Origin of the sequence: Mesobacillus thioparans (genome assembly GCF_965138835.1) — a bacterium.
In the GTDB taxonomy this organism is placed as follows: Bacteria; Bacillota; Bacilli; order Bacillales; family Cytobacillaceae; genus Mesobacillus; species Mesobacillus thioparans.
Map to the genome: position 1 here is coordinate 1 of NZ_CBCSFH010000011.1, position 16,472 is coordinate 16,472.

General features: G+C 40.6%; 21 protein-coding genes and 1 other annotated feature. Of the genes, 7 read left to right on the plus strand and 14 right to left on the minus strand.

Annotated elements, in window-relative coordinates; translation table 11 throughout:
* Positions 1-29: 29 nt before the first annotated feature.
* A complete protein-coding gene (locus ACNAZ4_RS16765; protein WP_415816181.1) occupies positions 30-491 on the minus strand; it encodes a hypothetical protein in 462 nt (153 codons plus the stop codon).
* Positions 492-707: 216 nt separating this feature from the next.
* Between ACNAZ4_RS16765 and ACNAZ4_RS16770 the strand changes: the two genes are divergently transcribed.
* On the plus strand, positions 708-1,871 hold the full coding sequence (locus ACNAZ4_RS16770) for a TIGR04053 family radical SAM/SPASM domain-containing protein (protein ID WP_415816478.1): 1,164 nt from the start codon (positions 708-710) through the stop codon (positions 1,869-1,871).
* 212 nt (positions 1,872-2,083) lie between these two features.
* On the plus strand, positions 2,084-2,380 hold the full coding sequence (locus ACNAZ4_RS16775; protein ID WP_415816183.1) for a HesB/YadR/YfhF family protein: 297 nt from the start codon (positions 2,084-2,086) through the stop codon (positions 2,378-2,380).
* A gap of 75 nt (positions 2,381-2,455) precedes the next feature.
* On the opposite strand, the gene argS is transcribed toward ACNAZ4_RS16775, so the two are convergent.
* The 6 genes from argS to ACNAZ4_RS16805 form a co-directional block, all read right to left on the minus strand.
* Positions 2,456-4,153 carry an arginine--tRNA ligase gene (gene argS / locus ACNAZ4_RS16780; RefSeq protein ID WP_415816185.1) on the minus strand — a complete coding sequence of 566 codons (1,698 nt, stop codon included), beginning with the start codon at positions 4,151-4,153 and terminating at the stop codon, positions 2,456-2,458.
* Positions 4,154-4,195: 42 nt separating this feature from the next.
* Positions 4,196-4,409: a binding site (T-box leader), on the minus strand.
* Positions 4,410-4,448: 39 nt separating this feature from the next.
* Positions 4,449-4,925 carry a GNAT family N-acetyltransferase gene (locus ACNAZ4_RS16785; protein ID WP_415816187.1) on the minus strand — a complete coding sequence of 159 codons (477 nt, stop codon included), beginning with the start codon at positions 4,923-4,925 and terminating at the stop codon, positions 4,449-4,451.
* An 86-nt stretch (positions 4,926-5,011) separates the two neighbouring features.
* On the minus strand, positions 5,012-5,920 hold the full coding sequence (locus ACNAZ4_RS16790; RefSeq protein WP_415816189.1) for a hypothetical protein: 909 nt from the start codon (positions 5,918-5,920) through the stop codon (positions 5,012-5,014).
* Entirely contained in the window at positions 5,904-6,449 is a 546-nt protein-coding gene (locus ACNAZ4_RS16795) for an RNA polymerase sigma factor (protein ID WP_415816191.1), read from the minus strand. The genes ACNAZ4_RS16790 and ACNAZ4_RS16795 overlap by 17 nt, the downstream gene beginning before the upstream one ends.
* Positions 6,450-6,570: 121 nt before the next feature.
* Positions 6,571-6,840, minus strand: coding sequence for an OsmC family protein (locus ACNAZ4_RS16800; protein WP_415816480.1), 270 nt, complete (start codon positions 6,838-6,840; stop codon positions 6,571-6,573).
* Positions 6,841-7,041 (minus strand): hypothetical protein, encoded by a 201-nt coding sequence (locus tag ACNAZ4_RS16805; protein WP_415816193.1) that lies wholly within the window; start codon positions 7,039-7,041, stop codon positions 6,841-6,843.
* A gap of 198 nt (positions 7,042-7,239) precedes the next feature.
* On the opposite strand from ACNAZ4_RS16805, the gene ACNAZ4_RS16810 reads away from it, so the two are divergent.
* From ACNAZ4_RS16810 to ACNAZ4_RS16820, 3 genes are all read left to right on the plus strand, one after another.
* Positions 7,240-7,377 carry a hypothetical protein gene (locus ACNAZ4_RS16810; protein ID WP_415816195.1) on the plus strand — a complete coding sequence of 46 codons (138 nt, stop codon included), beginning with the start codon at positions 7,240-7,242 and terminating at the stop codon, positions 7,375-7,377.
* A 97-nt stretch (positions 7,378-7,474) separates the two neighbouring features.
* Positions 7,475-7,909 carry a hypothetical protein gene (locus tag ACNAZ4_RS16815; protein ID WP_415816197.1) on the plus strand — a complete coding sequence of 145 codons (435 nt, stop codon included), beginning with the start codon at positions 7,475-7,477 and terminating at the stop codon, positions 7,907-7,909.
* Between the two features lie 127 nt (positions 7,910-8,036).
* The gene (locus tag ACNAZ4_RS16820) at positions 8,037-8,783 is read left to right on the plus strand and encodes a class I SAM-dependent methyltransferase (protein WP_415816482.1); all 747 of its coding nucleotides are present in this window, start codon (positions 8,037-8,039) and stop codon (positions 8,781-8,783) included.
* Between the two features lie 240 nt (positions 8,784-9,023).
* Here ACNAZ4_RS16820 and ACNAZ4_RS16825 read toward each other — a convergent pair whose 3' ends face one another.
* The 6 genes from ACNAZ4_RS16825 to ACNAZ4_RS16850 form a co-directional block, all read right to left on the minus strand.
* The gene (locus tag ACNAZ4_RS16825) at positions 9,024-9,479 is read right to left on the minus strand and encodes an NUDIX hydrolase (protein WP_415816199.1); all 456 of its coding nucleotides are present in this window, start codon (positions 9,477-9,479) and stop codon (positions 9,024-9,026) included.
* Complete coding sequence (locus tag ACNAZ4_RS16830; RefSeq protein ID WP_415816201.1) at positions 9,460-9,840, minus strand: HIT family protein; 381 nt, start codon at positions 9,838-9,840, stop codon at positions 9,460-9,462. Before ACNAZ4_RS16830 ends, ACNAZ4_RS16825 begins: the two co-directional genes overlap by 20 nt.
* 60 nt (positions 9,841-9,900) lie before the next feature.
* Positions 9,901-10,356 carry an NUDIX hydrolase gene (locus tag ACNAZ4_RS16835; protein WP_415816203.1) on the minus strand — a complete coding sequence of 152 codons (456 nt, stop codon included), beginning with the start codon at positions 10,354-10,356 and terminating at the stop codon, positions 9,901-9,903.
* A 16-nt stretch (positions 10,357-10,372) separates the two neighbouring features.
* Positions 10,373-11,077 (minus strand): class I SAM-dependent methyltransferase, encoded by a 705-nt coding sequence (locus ACNAZ4_RS16840; RefSeq protein WP_415816205.1) that lies wholly within the window; start codon positions 11,075-11,077, stop codon positions 10,373-10,375.
* Positions 11,078-11,099: 22 nt separating this feature from the next.
* Entirely contained in the window at positions 11,100-12,215 is a 1,116-nt protein-coding gene (dnaN, locus tag ACNAZ4_RS16845; RefSeq protein WP_415816207.1) for a DNA polymerase III subunit beta, read from the minus strand.
* A gap of 114 nt (positions 12,216-12,329) precedes the next feature.
* On the minus strand, positions 12,330-12,926 hold the full coding sequence (locus ACNAZ4_RS16850; RefSeq protein WP_415816209.1) for a class I SAM-dependent methyltransferase: 597 nt from the start codon (positions 12,924-12,926) through the stop codon (positions 12,330-12,332).
* Between the two features lie 315 nt (positions 12,927-13,241).
* Here ACNAZ4_RS16850 and ACNAZ4_RS16855 point away from each other — a divergent pair, with 315 nt between their 5' ends.
* Positions 13,242-13,373, plus strand: a complete 132-nt coding sequence (locus ACNAZ4_RS16855) for a hypothetical protein (protein WP_415816211.1) — start codon at positions 13,242-13,244, stop codon at positions 13,371-13,373.
* Between the two features lie 612 nt (positions 13,374-13,985).
* Positions 13,986-14,492, plus strand: a complete 507-nt coding sequence (locus ACNAZ4_RS16860; protein ID WP_415816213.1) for a DUF3231 family protein — start codon at positions 13,986-13,988, stop codon at positions 14,490-14,492.
* Between the two features lie 84 nt (positions 14,493-14,576).
* Here the strand turns inward: ACNAZ4_RS16860 and selB are convergent, their stop codons facing one another.
* Positions 14,577-16,463, minus strand: a complete 1,887-nt coding sequence (selB, locus tag ACNAZ4_RS16865; protein ID WP_415816215.1) for a selenocysteine-specific translation elongation factor — start codon at positions 16,461-16,463, stop codon at positions 14,577-14,579.
* Positions 16,464-16,472 lie beyond the last annotated feature (9 nt).

Here is a 16,472-nt window from a genome sequence, read left to right on the forward strand (position 1 = left end):
AAAATAGCCATTTCGGTTGCTGGCTTTGGCTACTCTTTATCCACCTGGATCCTGGTATTGTATAATGCGTAGCCAACTTCCCATTTTGCCCGGATTTCCATTGCATAATCTCCCGACGAAATTTTTGATTGGGCCAGATTCAATGGTAAACCATCCAGGCTTTTATAAGCGAGTCCTCCTGTATTCATATCCCATAAATAGCATGTCACCGAAACAGGTGAATGCTCGAACTGCATATTAATGCTGTCATTGCTTCCGACTTTGATTGGAGGAGTTTCTCGAACAAATACAGCAGGATCGATATTGGAATCTGCTGTTGCTGCCCTCCCCCATTTTTTAAAAGAATAGGTTGAAGCTTTAATTTCCACCGCCTGTTTATCTACGACCATTTCAAGTTCAGGGGGAGTTGGCTTATAGCTTTTATAAGAATTCCAGCCGATTATGAGTACAAACAATAATACCACTGAAATTCCCAGAAGAATTTTTTTCACTAACAAACTCCCCCATTTCATGAATAACTTATTTTACTTCCAAATAATTAGACGGTCATTCAGGGAATTAAGTTTCAAATTTCCAGTTTTTTCAGTTCTTACTGATTTTTGAATCTTCATTTTCATAAAGCCTTTTGTCATTAGTATGTAACATTCCTTACATGCATTCCCTCCTTCCTAATCTATAATGAATGAATAAAAGATGAAAAGTTGGTGATGAAATTGCATGGAATAGGACATGCTCATTCCACTGGCAGCCATCCGGATGCAATTGATTTTAACGTGAATCCTTATATTGTTATTTGGGAAGTGACAAGGGCTTGCCAATTAAAATGTATCCACTGCCGGGCTGATGCACAAAACAGGCCTGATCCCATGGAATTGAATCCGGAGGAAGGGTTGAGGCTCATCGATCAAATATATGAGATGGGCAATCCCATGCTTGTATTTACAGGAGGAGACTGCATGATGCGTGAGGATCTTTTCGTTCTCGCTGAATATGCGGTGAAGAAAGGCATGCGCGTATCTATGACACCTAGCGCTACAGATAATGTTACTAAGGAAAAAATGCTAAGAGCTAAGGCAGTTGGATTATCCAGATGGGCTTTCAGCCTGGATGGACCCACTCCTGAAGTACATGATCATTTTCGCGGTACTCCCGGGTCATTCAATCTGACAATCGAAAAAGTTAAATACCTAAATGAATTAAAAATGCCGTTGCAGCTTAACACCGTCATTTCACGGTATAATTATGAGTACCTTGAACAAATGGCTGAATTGATGAAAGAATTAAAAGTCGTTATGTGGTATATCTTCCTTTTGGTTCCTACCGGCCGTGGCCAGTTGGATGCTTGTCTTACTCCAGCAGAACATGAAAAAGTATTCCGCTGGCTGTATGAATTAAGCAAAACTGCACCATATGATATAAAAACGACGGCAGCCCAGCATTATCGCCGTGTAGTTTTCCAACAAAAAGCCAGGGAACATAGGGTTAACAAAGGTGAAATACGGTATGAAGACACATTAACGAAAGATATGGCTTCAGTCATCGATGGCCTGAAACGTGCGCCAAAAGGGGTAAACGATGGAAACGGATTTGTTTTTATTTCTCACACAGGAGATGTGATGCCATCCGGATTGCTTCCTTTGGTCGGCGGAAATGTGCGTGATAAGCCTTTGGCTGCCATTTACCGCAACTCTCCAATCTTTAAGGACCTGCGTAATCCTGATCAATACAAAGGCAAATGCGGTGTTTGCGAATTCCGCTATGTCTGCGGGGGTTCCCGTTCAAGAACCTATGCGGTCACGGGTGATTACATGGGCAGCGAGCCATTCTGTGTCTATCTCCCCGAGGCAATGCGCAAAAATTCAGCATTATAAAGACGATAGCTCCTGATAGGGAGCTATCGTTATTTAGGGTTCTGTTCTTATCCAAAGTCCCAATATCAAGAGGGTCAAGGAGCAACACAGCAGCAAACGTCTTCTTTGAACAATATTGACACTTTTATGACATCCCATTTTCTGTGACATAAAGCACGGAAAACACCGTCATGGAAGTTTTACAATAAAGTTAACGAAAGGATGGTGCAAAGATGACAATCAAGATTGATCAAGAAGCATTTAAATGGTTTGAAAGAGAATTCAATACACAAAAACCGTTTCACATCCGCCTTTATCCTCAATATGCCGGGTTTGGCGACAAAAACAAAGGCTACAGCCTGGCATTTTCGCTAGAAGCTCCAGCCATTGCCGCCGAACAGCACGAAATTAATGGAATTACGTTTTATGTAGAGTCCAATGACACCTGGTTCTTTAATGAGACAGATGTAGAAATACAATACAGCGATGCTGCCGGTGAAATATTCACAAATTACAAAGAACACAATTAATCACCATTCATTATATAAAGCAACAAGTGTTGCCTAAAGTCAAAGTTAAGCTCCCGGCAGAACCAGGAGCTCTTTTTACATTTCTTTCGGTGCCTGGATTCCTAAAAGCCTAAGGCCTTCTTCCAGAACAATGCTGACTGCATTCACCAAAGACAGGCGGGCATCTTTTTCATCATTTTCTTTCAGAATCCGGACTTCTCCATAATACTTATTGAATGCCTGTGCGAGATCCAGCACATATTTTGCGATTTGGGATGGATCATTTTTATCGTAAGCTCTCATTACCGTTTCAGGGAAAGCCATAAGTTCTGTGATCACTGGCCATTCAGCAGATCCTTCAAACTTAATTTCCTCATGGGTTATTGAAGTTGCTGCCTTTCTTAATATGGTTTTGGCCCGGGCATTTGTATATTGTACATATGGGCCTGTTTCTCCTTCTACCTTCAACATTTCCTCCAGGGAAAAATCAATATCATTCATTCTAAAGTTCTTTAGGTCATGAAAAATGATTGCTCCCGTACCCACCATATCAGCTGTTTCCTTCTTATCTGCGAGTAGCGGATTTTTTTCCTCGATATTCTTTTTTGCGAGTTCAATCGAATTCTTAAGGACATCCTCCAGTAAAACAACTTTCCCTTTGCGCGTCGACATTTTTTTGCCGTCTTTCAGCATCATTCCAAAAGGGACATGGATAATCCCATCCGCCCACTCAAAGCCCATTTTTGCAAGTACGGCTTTTAGCTGTTTAAAATGAAGACTTTGCTCATTTCCCACAACGTATAAAGAAGTGACAAATGAATGCTGATCATTTCGATACTTGGCCGCAGCCAAATCCCGCGTTGCATATAATGTAGCGCCATCTGATTTCTTAATTAGGCATGGAGGCAGGGCAGCATCTTCCAATTGAACGACCATAGCCCCGTCCGATTCCACAAGCAGTTCTTTTTCCCTTAACATTTCTACGATGGGCTCCATTTTATCATTATAGAAAGCTTCTCCAGCATATGAATCAAACTCAATCCCCAGCAGATCATATATCTTTTTGAACTCCTTCAATGATTCTTCCTTGAACCATTTCCACAATTCAATGGCCTCTGCATCTGCATTTTCAAGGCGTCTGAACCAATTTCGGCCTTCTTGTTCGAGTGCAGGGTTGGTTTCTGCGGCTTCGTGAAAATTAACATAAAGGGCAAGAAGCTCCTTTATCGGACTCTCTTTCACTTTCTGTTCACTGCCCCAAAGCTTATAGGCAGTAATCAGTTTGCCAAATTGTGTCCCCCAGTCTCCCAGATGGTTTATTTTAATCGTCTTGAAGCCACACTTTTCATATATTAACGAAAGGGAATTTCCTATAACGGTTGAACGCAAATGCCCCATGGAAAAGGGTTTGGCAATATTAGGAGAGGAAAGATCAATAGTCACGATCTGTTGACGTCCAAGATTACGGTATCCGTATTGGTTTTTCTTTTCTGTAATTTCATGGAGGATCTCAGCAGCTGCTTTTGATTTATTCAAAAAAGCATTCACATATCCGCCAACTGCCTCAAACCGTTCTAAGTCAGATTCATTTCTTGACTGCAATTTAAGGCTGATGTCTTTGGCAATCTCCACAGGAGACTTTCTCAAGATTTTTGCCATCTGGAAGCATGGAAAGGCCAAATCTCCTTGTTGCAGGAATTTCGGTTTTTCGATCAACCGTTCAATATCCTCCAAAGAAAGGATTCCATTGAATTCTTGAGCGAGTAATTCAGAATATTTTTTAGCGTATTTCATTGTAGACCTCCCTCTAAAAAATAAAAAAACTCCCGCCTCTAAAAAAGAGACGAGAGTTTGATCCCGCGGTACCACTCTAATTGTTCCTAAAAAGGAACCTGCTTTCATTGATAACGGAGTTCGTTCCGGCCCACCCTACTGGTTTTCAGGGAGGCATCTCAAAAGTGCGCTTCATTACCCTGTTGCACCAGGCTTTCACCGTCCCTGGCTCGCTAATGCAAAAAAGAATAACTACTCTCTTTCTCATCGATTAGATATTTTTACCATTATAAACAACAACTATGCTCGTTTGCAATCATTTTTTTAAAGCTAATGCTGTATTAAATTCCTGGGTTGAACGATTGTAATCATCGAAGGTTTCAATATAATTTCCACCGGTATATTCTCCTATTACCTTCCGCCAAAAACTTCTCGCTGGTTCGTTCTTCTCCACCTGAAGGACACTCCATCTGCCGGGGAATTGATCAAACAGCTTTAATGCCGCAATTCTGCCAAACCCTCTTCTGTAAAATTTCCTCATGATAAAAAACTCCAGGATGACATTTGGCTCTCCGCTTTCAACCATGGCAAACCCAACATACTCACCTTCATGAATGATGAAGAAAGCATGAAGATCCGGTTCAGTCCAATATGATTTCAAATCAAACGGTGCAAAACTTCCGTTCTCTTCAAGCTTGATTTCCTGGAACACTGTAAACTCGTAGATATAGAATTGAATCAGATTCTGGAGGATCGCCTCATCCTCCTGTTTCACACGTACCAAATCGATCACAAGGATTCCCCTTCTTGAAACAAAATTTTTAAATATAATTATTCGTTGTAAAAAGAGGAAAATCCTTTTTTAAACTGATTTCCTTTTCACTCATCCCGATCAGGATATGAGTATTGGTAGGTAAGTTCTTTCTCTTTTCTAGTTATCTTAACTACTTCCTTCCCATCAGCAGATTCAAAATTATAGGATGGTCCCTCACCTCCAGTATGCTTCCAGACGCCTGTTGCCTGTATCTTATCAAGATAATCTTTCATGTTTTGATCGGTACCTCGGTCCCATATATATTTTTCAGTGACCCCATCGATTTCTGCTGGCCGTAAGCCTACTGGATAAGGAAGATATCCATAGCCATGTGTAACATATAGCGGTTCATCGTGATGATTAGGGGCAGGATTTTTCAGATCAAGTGACCCAATAATCTGAAATATATCTGCATATTCAAGCTTTGGATAATCAAAGCTGAAATACAATGTTTTATTGGCTGCTTCCACAAAGAAGTGGTACCGGAGGCTGACATCCATCATTTTTACATGTTCGATATATAATTTCGTTGGATAGGGAAAATTCTGAAGTTCTTTTTCAAAATTCATCGCTTTTGAACTGAGTATTTCTTTCTTCTTACGATCATTCACGAATTCGGCAAAACCAACCTTTTCAGATTCTCCTTTTTTGTAAAAATCATAGCCCTCACGACTTTTTTCAGTGTGTACAGTATCTAAATCCCAATTCAGACTGAACTCCTTGACAGCCTGTGATTGACTTGCTTTGTCTTCACGTTGATCATAATTTTGTACTTGAAACAACAAGCCAGCAGATAAAAGCAGGAATAGCGACGTTAACACAACGTTTTTAAGGTCGAAGATTCTTTGCTTCTTACTTTGAGCTTTACTATTTCGAATGGAAGATCTTATATTCATCCTAATTCGGTCCCTTTCGCAATCACTAGGAATTAACTTTTTCAGCGATTCCCATTGTTCATCAGAAAATTTGTTCATTATGTCCGCCCCCTTCCCCTATATCCCTTTTTCTTAGTGCCGCAAGTCCTCTCGATAGTGTTTTCCTGATTTTTGATTCCGACCAGCCCAGGATTTCGGCAACTTCTTTAGTGGAACATTCCTCGATTTTTTTCAGCGTGATCACAAGCCGGTAGTCAGGCTTAAGCTGTTGAATTGCTTTCAGGCTCCTTTCTACCGTATCCCGGTTTTCTATATATTGTTCGATGTTTAGAGGTGATGGTATGTCTTGCCCCTCATAAAATAACGTGAAAATCCTCCTTCTTTTCCGCCTGCGTATTTCATCCAATACAAGGTGCTTTGAAATGCTGAAAAGCCAAGTCTTCACACTCGCCCTCTTTTCAAATTTCTCGAAGGATGTATAAGCACGAAGAAATGTATCATGAACCAGGTCCTCACAGGATTGGCGATCACCCAGCATATAATAGATGAAACGGTAAATATCCATATAATACAATTCATACCATTGCATTACTTTTTGTTCTTTTAAGTTATCACTAATTTTCCCCACCTCATTTTCCCCTATCTAAAAGATAGGTCGAAGAATAACCAATAATGTGACACTTTTTCTCCTCTTTTTTCCATTATAAAGTGAAATGGGCCCTATCTTGTTAAGATAAAGGCCCACTTTATTAATCTTCTTCTATATCCCATGTATGTTCAAATTGTATGCTGCCTTTTAATGTTTGGGAAACCGGACATCCTCTTTCGAAAACATTCAACGCCCTTTCGGCTGCTTCCCTATTGCCAGCTGGAATCTTAAGCATATAGTGGCAACTGATTTTCGTTATTTTCAGTACTCCTTCAGGTGCTTCAATTGTACCTTGTACCTGTGCCTTTACTTTATCGGGTGAAGTCGGTATTTTACGCGCCTCCAGCGCGCCAGATAGGGTGCCGACCAGTCAGCCGCCTGCAGCAGCAACAATATGGTCCAGTGTTGAAGGGTATTCCACTTCTGGATTGACACCATAGAATTGTTTTACTCCCCCATGGACACCGAATATCAAAGGTTCTTGGAAACCATCAATGTATGCTACTTTAATTTTATTGGAAGTATCCTTTTGAATTACCGTTATTTTTGTTAAGGCAATTGGTTCAGACAATAAAACGATCCCTCCTTTAATAGTTACTATCAACATAATGGAAACCTTGCTATTTTTCAAATAAAGTCCCTTCAAAAAATAGGCTGCCCTTATTTTGATTTCTATGATACAAGCTGATGCTCGTCCGATATTTTTACATATGATGTTGTTGTAAGGTTCGGATCTTACCTATCTTCTTAAAAGAAAGGGGGTGGGGAGATGTTAATCACTGCTATCGTAGTACTATTGTTGGCGCTGGCTTTGGTCGTTGCAATCTTGTTGAATCAGGATGCACTTGCTGACGTCCTTTACAATTGCATCGGTGAAGTTATTGCTGTTGATAATGGCGTTGCTTAATCTCTTCAAATGATGTAGAACCTGAACCTTGTGACTGGCTCCCTGGCTATACCGGTATTGGCCGGGGAGACCTAATTTATTGAAAGGATCGGTGAGGATGAAAGAGAATGATTTAAATCTGGATATTGACATTGACTCATTGAAAAAAAATCCCTCATTGAATGAGGTACTTAATTTAACCACGGCCATTTTTAAAAAGCTGCCACAAGAAACGAACAATGAGAAAACGGTAAATTTGAAACCGGCTGAAACAAACCATATAAATCAAGATAGTATTCAATCATTGTTGACAGCTGCACAAAGTATCGTCAATCCTACTACTTTATCCCTTCTCTTAAATTCATTAAAGCAGCAAGAAAATAAAAGTGACAAACCAGAAATTTCTAGCCAGGCGTTTGATCAGCTTTCCTCAAGTATGAATGCTATAAAAGAGGAATTGAAACAAACGAAGATCGAGTTAGAAGAAAAAAGCCAGCGTTTGGCTGCCATGGAGTCAGAAGTGAAATCCCTCAAACGCCGCAGAAGACGGTAATGAACTGAGAGTCCTTCATCCATTTATGAAGACTCTTTTTCTAGTTTACCCCCTCTTTTCATGATTTTTTAAAAGGATTTAACAGATTTTTGAAGAATACTGTCATATCATGAATTGGAGGTTTTTGATTTTGAATACAGATACTTTGACAATCAATAAGACGAGCTGGGATGAAGTGGCCCAAAACTTTTTTGGGAGAACGGCTTTGCCGGAATATGGTCCCTTTGCTCCTGACGAAAAGGAACTGAACCTATTCGGGGATTTAAACCATAAAAAAGTATTGGATATCGGATGCGGAAGCGGACATTCCTTGAAATATATGCACGAAAAAAATGCCGACGAGCTGTGGGGCCTCGATCTTTCCAGCTCACAAATTCAGGCGGCTACAGAATTATTAGAAGGAATGACTGCCAAATTGTTTCAATCTCCGATGGAAGTGAACCCTGGAATTCCCGAAAGCCATTTTGATATTGTATACTCCATTTTTGCTTTAGGCTGGACAACCAATCTGGAACAGACGCTGACTAACATCAATCATTATTTGAAGCCGGGCGGATCGTTTATTTTCAGCTGGGAGCATCCACTGTTTAGCCGTGTGCGAAACACAGAGCATGGACTTTTATTCTCAAAGTCTTATCATGAGGAAGGTCCATATGAACATGAGGCATGGAATCATCCCGCCATCATGCAGCAGCATAAGACCAGCACCTATGTCAATTCACTAGTCAAAGCCGGTTTTAAAATCGAAAAAATAATCGAAGAAATCAGAGTTTCCGAAGAATTATTGTCCAGAGATTCAAACAGATGGTATAACTGGGAGAAAGTCAAAGCCGTTCCGACGACTATCATATTTAAGTGCCAAAAAAATAAGTAATAAAAGATAGACTCAAACGCTAATGTAGAAAAAAGGACCTATGACTAAGTCTTTTTTTCAATCAATCTTTAAAGATTTTTTGTGAAATAAAAGATATTACAAGATATATTATAAAGGCAAATATACCAAAGAAAATTTTGTTCCCCCATTCGAACCCACTGGCAAACGTCAGAATGGTAGCAACAAAAAAGCTTGTGAAAAGGATCTGGGTGACATTTAATTTAGTTTTCATTTTTTCTCCTATTGTATTGGAATCATAGATTGTAAGATAGCCAAATCCAACTGATCAATTTTGATTTCTTCTTTTAAATCCCATAGTTTTACTTCAGTTGTTTCCTCGTTTTGTGTAAAAGGCATGAGTGAATATATTGTAGAGAAGTATATTGGATTTAACTTTTCAGCTTTTGTCTTGAGATTTTTCACTCTGGCTACCCCGATTAATTGCAAACTTTCTACAATCTGTCCCGTTTCTTCAAATAGTTCTCTTTTCGCACATTCCAATGGTGTTTCATTTTCTTCTCTTTTGCCGGCCGGCAATTCCCATTGCCGTCTTAAGCTGTTGTATCCTAGAAGATATTCCCCCTCCATTTCAATAATCGCAAAAGACCCAGCCATTGGATGGACATGCTCCATTTCAAGTTCACTCATTTGTATGCATTCAATCAACTCAAAGCCATTATTCTGAGGTGATGCCATTAAGTATCCGTCCCTTCTCGTCTCTTACCCTCGAACCATAATGGACGTGCCAGTGCATATGCTTATTGCTTTGATAGTTTCCAACATTTGTAGAAATGGTGCAGGCTCCATATTCTTTTTCAAGCCTTGCTGCTACTTCCCTGACAACCTGGAGTACATCATCCAACAGATGCTTTTCCTCTGCCGTAACAGTCAGGATAGATTGTATATGTTTTTTTGGAATAACAATGATATGTATTTCATAATAAGGCCGAGTATGGTAAAAGGCGAGACTATGTTCTGTCTCCATAATGGTCTCTACCTCCGTTTTGCCAGAAAGCACCTCATCACAGTAAAAATCTTCCCATTGAGCGTTAGCCACCTTTTAAACACCTCTCTTCATCCCTCTAGTTTTTTTCTGCTTATCTAAGGTTGCCGTCCATTAAAGTTCATTTCTTTTATCAAGATAACCTTGAATATATTTCAAATAGCCTGACTGCAAGTCTTTCGGCAAATGGTCCAAATGGAAGAACATAAGATCGACTGATTCATGTTCATCTATTTCCAAAACCCCATTATATTCCCTAGTTGAATAAACGGTTGTGACAGAATAAAGTTCGTCCCCGTTCGCCACTTTTAAATAGTATTCAGCGCCTGAGAATACGCCTTCCAGCTTGAGTTCGCCGATAATAAGCCCTGTTTCTTCCTTTACTTCTCTTCTTGCTGTTTCCTCAAGACTCTCCCCTAACTCCATCAATCCACCTGGCAGTCCCCAGCCACCATCACTCCGAAGCTGCAGAAGCAATTCATCTTTCTCATTGAAAATCATGACTACGGCCCCGGGCAATATCAGTGGCCGATGGCCGACCAATTTTCTTAGCTCAGCAATATATTCCAATGGTTTCACTCCATGCCTATTTTTTAAATAACCCTGCCAACAATTCACTTGTACCAAACAGGCCTTCTTCAGGTGACTGGTCTTTCATTTTCCTGAGTTCCACAACTTCAAAATCACGAAAGATGTTAGTTAATTTTTCATTTGTAAAACCCAGTCCGCCCCTCATGCTTTTCCCTCTGTACACTTCCCAATCAGATATGTCTGACCCACCCAAGCTACCTCCCTCAACAAAGCATGTAAGCGCAAAATGGCCTCCAGGCTTTAAAGCACGAGTTACCAGGTCAATATAATCCATTCTCCTATGCGGGGGGATATGATGAAAGCACCCTGAGTCGTAAACGAGGTCGTAGGAACCCTGTTCTATATCCAAACCATAAATATTTTGCTGCATAAAGTTCACCGTAACATTTTGCTCAAGTGCCCTTTCTTTTCCCCAGTTCAACCCTTCTTCAGATTGATCCACTGCGTCCACAGAAAAACCTTTTTCAGCTAAATATATGGCATTCCTTCCTGGACCGCATCCCAACTCCAACACTTTACCAGGAGTAATTTTCCTTGTTTCCACATACTCTGCAAGATTCTCATCTGGGTAGTTTTTAAAAAAAGGGACTCCTCTATCTCGGTCTGAATAAAAAACGTCCCAATCAAATTTCCTTTCTTCACTCAAAAAATGGTCAAGCATCTCCAATAAATCATCATAGCTGTATATATTTTCTTTCATCGTTTTCCTCCTTAACTCTGACTTATCCCCTCACTGGAGAGATCAACTGCAAGTGTTGTTTATGGCTGTTTGGCTTAATTACAACCGGCCTCATAGGACCCGTGAAACTCATCACAATTTCTTCGTCAGAAATCGATTTAAGAGCATCAATCAGAAAATTATTATTCAATGAAATCAATATCTCGGGATCTCCTTTCAGTTCCCTGATTGGGATCGTTTCCTCTGTTTCACCTAAATCTGAAGAATAGGAAGCAACCCTAAGTCTCCCTTCTTGTGTTACATACAATTTCACGTTATTTCTGCTTGAGTCGCGAGTAAAAAGGCTGGCACGGTCAATAGCACTCAATAATTTCCTGGTAGATAGGATCATTGATGTTTTTGATTCGGATGGAATAATACTTGAAAGGTCAGGATAAGTCCCCTCAATCAGTCTTGAGTACAAGGATAAATCTTGTGACTCAAAGACAAAGTAATGATCAGATACATGAATTGTTACGGTAATAGGATCATTGAAAAATCTAATGAATTCCCTTATTGAATTCAGAGGAATTATGTAAGAATCGGCAAAAGGTGTGTCAAAGCCAAGTTCACACATGGACAAACGATGAGAATTTGTGGCGGCACATCTTATTTTATTGTTCATGAAGGAAATCAATATCCCTGTAAGAACCTGGCGAGCATCATTTACTGAAGCTGCGAATGCAGTCTGTTTAACCATCTCATGCAGGTGGTTTGCCGGCAGCTGCACGGTTTCATCACTATTCACTTTTGGCAATGATGGATATTCATCAACATTGAAACAATTTAACTGAATGCTTATCTCATCTGCCTGTAAAAAAAGTTTGTTATTTGTTCCGGTTTTCACTGTAATCTCACCAGGTAATTTTTTAATCAATTCTGCCAAATGCTTAGCAGGCGCTACAAAGCTGCCCTTTTCTATGATATTCAGGTTTGCGTCACAATTAAACAGCTCTTTTTTCAGAAAAAAGTTATGATTGCTGACAATAAGAGTCAAACCTTCAGAATGGGCAACTATTTTAATGCCGCATAAAATTTGCGGTTGAGGATTCGCTAAAACACACCTGCTCAAATTCGATAGTGCTTCATAAAATAAGCCATTCTTAATGATAAATTTCATGCTTCTTTCCTTTCCATTTCTATACACTATAAATTCGACAAATTCTTGGAAAATCCTTGTAAAAAATAAAAAAGTGACCTCCCTTTAAGAAAAATCACTTTTACTCATTTTGTATTATTTTTTGAGGATAACCTGAATAACATGGCCTGTTCCTGTGTGCAATTCCCCTTCCACTCTTTCCTGTTCTCCATAAAAGAAATGTAGGACTTTGTAGTCTTTAACCCATTCTAAAACATCAGATGGGTCGTAAAGCATTTCAACCGTCTTGGGACCGCCTGTTCCGTATTTCACCTGGTCTTCTGAATATACCTCGAACATGATGGTCCCCCCAGGCATGACAGTTGAAATCAACTTATCCATCACGGTTTTTTGATCATTTTTACTAAAATGGCCAAATACCATAAAGGCTGCGTCGAATTCTTCTGCAGGTACCGGATCATGTATTAAATCCTTTATTTCGGTTGAGATTTTCACCTTATTGCGCTCTGCTAGAGCATTTGTTTTGTTTAAGCCATTTTCCGCATAATCATAAGCCGTAACATGATGGCCCTGCCTCGCAAGATAAACCGCATTTCGGCCTTCACCTTCAGCAAACGCCACGATTTTACTTTCTTTTTCCAATCGGTGTGACTGGTCTTTTATAAATTGATTTGGTTCTTCTCCATATACATACTGTTCTGCGCCAAAACGTTCATGCCATGAATTTCCCATACGATCACTCCTTCCTAATCATTATACCCATTACCCTTTTTCTAGTATGATAAAAGTTCATGTGGCTATTCTGTTTTTAATAGGGTATCAATTAAGGAAGGAGTTGAGTTGAATTAAATGAAAGAATTAACATCCATAGATGAAGTGAAAAATTTAATCAATGATTACGAATTAAGTTTCGTTTATGTCTTGACTGATGGTTGAAGTGTCTGTCACGGATTGCTTCCTCAGGTCGAGGAAGTTTTAAAAGATTTCCCTAAAATTGAGGCTGGACTTGTCAATGCCGGAAAGGTCGAAGAAATAGCAGGATTCCTTATGGCATTTACAGTACCTGTTCTCGTCTTGTATGCAGATGGACGGGAATATTTAAGAGAGGCAAGAATCGTCCAGGTTGAGAAATTCAGGGAAGATGTCTCAAAGATATATGAAGGATTCTTTGGAGAATAAGTGAGGAGCTTGGTACTTCCAGGCTTCTATTTTCTTATGATCGATCAATTATAAAACTTCAATATCTTTATATTCTAATTCGGATAAAAACCTGATCTGCTCTCTGTAATTTGTCCGAACCTGGTGCTACTTCGGACAATTTCAGCCCCTGATACCTGTTTTTTGTCTGAACACGGTCCCACTTCGGACAAATCCTGTCTCTGACTCCTGCAATTTGTCNGAACNNGGNGCTACTTCGGACAAATTCCCGCTCTGGCTCCTGTATTTTGTCTGAACACNGTNNCACTTCGGACAAATCCTGNNTCTGANTCCTGCAATTTGTCNGAACCTGGTGCCACTTCGGACAAATCTGACTTCTGGCTCCAGTATTTTGTCTGAACCCCATGCTACTTCGGACAAATCCTCGTTCTGTTTCCTGTATTTTGTCTGAACCTGTTGCCACTTAGACAAAATCTATGTTTTAATTCCACTCACTTTCCCAATCTGATATTTCCTAAAGATTAATCTCAAGTTAATGCATGAATCGTTCTCTTTTAAGCAAAATAAGCATGTTGACTAATTCCTTTCCTAAGGAGAAAAAATATGAATATAAACACTATAAGGAGTGCGGTTATGGGAATTTTAAGCGGAAATCCAAAAGATGAACCTATGCATTATGGTGAGGTTTACGGGGCCTGGACTCATTTATCAATCAATCATGGTCTGATTGCTGGGTACCAGACCTTCATCAATCACATTGGTGATGAGGACCTTAAAAAGCTTGTCCAGGAAGCAATCGAAGCGATGCAGGAAGAAAATAAGCAGGTTGAAGAACTGCTTAAAACGAATGGCATCAGCCTCCCTCCATCACCACCTGAACGCCCGGTTGCCCATCTGGAAGATATTCCTCCTGGAGCAAGATTCAGTGATCCTGAAATCTCGGCTGCAGTCTCAAAGGATGTTGCTGAGGGCCTTGTTGCTGCAAGTACTATGATCGGGCAATCCATCAGGGAAGATATTGCAATGATGTACGGCCAATTCCATATGGCAAAGGCACAATTTGGCGCTAAAATGCTAAAATTAAATAAAACAAAAGGGTGGCTGGTTCCTCCTCCACTACAGGTGAAATCTACCGAGTAATAAATAATTATATTATGTAAACGGCACAATCACATCAGACAAAAACAGCAGAACCCATATCGACGAGCTCTGCTGTTTTTCCGTTTAATTTTTTCTCCAAACCCTTTTGTTCTCAATCCTTCTCGTGTATCCAAGTGAATCAAGACGTTCAAGGAATGGAATCATATACTTACGTGATAAATCCACTGCTTCCTTGGCCTGGGAGACCTCAAATTCATCTCCCGTCTGCTCTTTCAGTTTCCTCACTGCATCCTGAAAATGTTCTCCATACCAGGCATATTGGTCATCAAGCAACACAATAACTCCCTGGTCTTCGAGGAAGCGTTTTAACTCGAAGGAAATGGAGTCAGGTATGCCCGCATTTTTAATATAGTCATTCAAATAAGCAACCTTTAAGCCATCTTTCTTAAGCTCGTTGATGAGATTCTCTGTCCGTTTTTCCCAGTTCTTCGGGACATGCGGAGCAAAGGCTGCAAGTGCGATATATTGTTCTTTTCTCATGAATAAGCCCTTGCTGATTCCATTTTCAATTATGAATTCCAGCAAATTTTTAGAGAAGAATTTTTGTAGCGTTTGCAGCAATTCAGCCTTATTCATTCCAGGTCGCATGGGATTATCTTCGTGATACTCTTCCAGTCGATCCTTGATATCCTCTTCAATGACGTCAATAACTGATGCCAGGGCAAATTCCTTATTAGTAATTTTGACAAATTGATCATCTTCAAGATGGGCTAAAATGGATACTTCATCGAGTGCCGTCCGCTTAATCAGCTCTTCGACTGTAAGGCTTTTTGCCTCATATAAGGCAGCGATCATTCTTTCGATGGGCGTTCCAGCTTTCTTTTTTTCCAACTCCTCAATTGTCTGCTGTCCAAATCGATACTTGTTCCCACGCGGGTCAATTACCCAGCCGCCTCCGATCGTCTCCTGCGGACTTGGCCTGCGGACAATGAAACGGTCTCCACGCTTTGTGACGATTTTCTCCTCAAGGCGTAGCTGGCAAAGGATCTCTCCATTGTCTTCTTTTAATTCGTTTCGGTCAAAAAAGACAATCCGTCCCATCACTTCGGCAGTACCGATATGGCACTTAATCGGCGTCCTCTGTTTTACTAGATGGTCAAGGTCCTCAACGACCCTGATTGCGACATCAATGGTATTGGTCACGATAAAATGCTCGGATGATACCAGAACTTCGCCCCGTTCAAGGTCGTCTCTGGAAACACCTGAAAGATTAATCGCAGCACGCTGACCCGCGTAAGCTTTTTGTGCAGGCTGATGATGGACCTGAAGCTGGCGTGCCCTTACTTCGTGCCCTGATGGCAGGACTTTTAACTGCTGACCCTCTTCTACTGTACCTTCATAAACAGTTCCCCGGACAACGGTGCCCTGTCCTTTCACTGAAAATACCTGGTCGATCGGCAGACGGAAAGCTCCTTTAGCATCACGCATTTCCTGTTCCTTCAGCGTAGCGATGATCAGCTCTTTCAGTTCAAGAATGCCTTTTTTCGATAGACTGTCAACCATCATAAAAGGTGCGTTCTCAAAGACTGTGCCTTTAAGCTCACCAAGTATGTCGTCTTGCACGAGCTCGATGAATTCCTCTTCCACCCTGTCAATCTTGGTGATGGCAATTATTCCTGAAGAGATCCCAAGGAAACCAAGAATGTCCAGATGTTCTCGAGTTTGTGGCATGACGCCTTCATCAGCAGCGACAACGAGAACGACAAGGTCAATACCTGCAACACCAGCAATCATCTGTCGGATGAAGCGCTCATGTCCGGGGACATCCACCACCGAAATCTGCAGTTCTTCATCTTCATATAGTGGCGCAAAGCCCAATTCAATCGAAATTTGCCGTTCTTTTTCTTCTTTCAGGCGGTCAGTATCCACATTCGTCAACGCCTTGGTCAACGACGTTTTTCCATGGTCAATATGCCCCGCCATCCCGATCGTAAAATACCTTTTGCTCAAATGCCGACA

Coding starts and splice junctions, on each gene's coding strand:
- ACNAZ4_RS16770 (WP_415816478.1), top strand. CDS start 708: ATGAAATTGCATGGAATAGGACATGCTCATTCCACTGGCAGCCATCCG.
- ACNAZ4_RS16775 (WP_415816183.1), top strand. CDS start 2,084: ATGACAATCAAGATTGATCAAGAAGCATTTAAATGGTTTGAAAGAGAA.
- argS (WP_415816185.1), bottom strand. CDS start 4,153: ATGAAATACGCTAAAAAATATTCTGAATTACTCGCTCAAGAATTCAAT.
- ACNAZ4_RS16790 (WP_415816189.1), bottom strand. CDS start 5,920: ATGAACAAATTTTCTGATGAACAATGGGAATCGCTGAAAAAGTTAATT.
- ACNAZ4_RS16810 (WP_415816195.1), top strand. CDS start 7,240: ATGTTAATCACTGCTATCGTAGTACTATTGTTGGCGCTGGCTTTGGTC.
- ACNAZ4_RS16815 (WP_415816197.1), top strand. CDS start 7,475: ATGAAAGAGAATGATTTAAATCTGGATATTGACATTGACTCATTGAAA.
- ACNAZ4_RS16825 (WP_415816199.1), bottom strand. CDS start 9,479: ATGGCATCACCTCAGAATAATGGCTTTGAGTTGATTGAATGCATACAA.
- ACNAZ4_RS16840 (WP_415816205.1), bottom strand. CDS start 11,077: ATGAAAGAAAATATATACAGCTATGATGATTTATTGGAGATGCTTGAC.
- dnaN (WP_415816207.1), bottom strand. CDS start 12,215: ATGAAATTTATCATTAAGAATGGCTTATTTTATGAAGCACTATCGAAT.
- ACNAZ4_RS16850 (WP_415816209.1), bottom strand. CDS start 12,926: ATGGGAAATTCATGGCATGAACGTTTTGGCGCAGAACAGTATGTATAT.
- ACNAZ4_RS16855 (WP_415816211.1), top strand. CDS start 13,242: ATGGCATTTACAGTACCTGTTCTCGTCTTGTATGCAGATGGACGGGAA.
- ACNAZ4_RS16860 (WP_415816213.1), top strand. CDS start 13,986: ATGGGAATTTTAAGCGGAAATCCAAAAGATGAACCTATGCATTATGGT.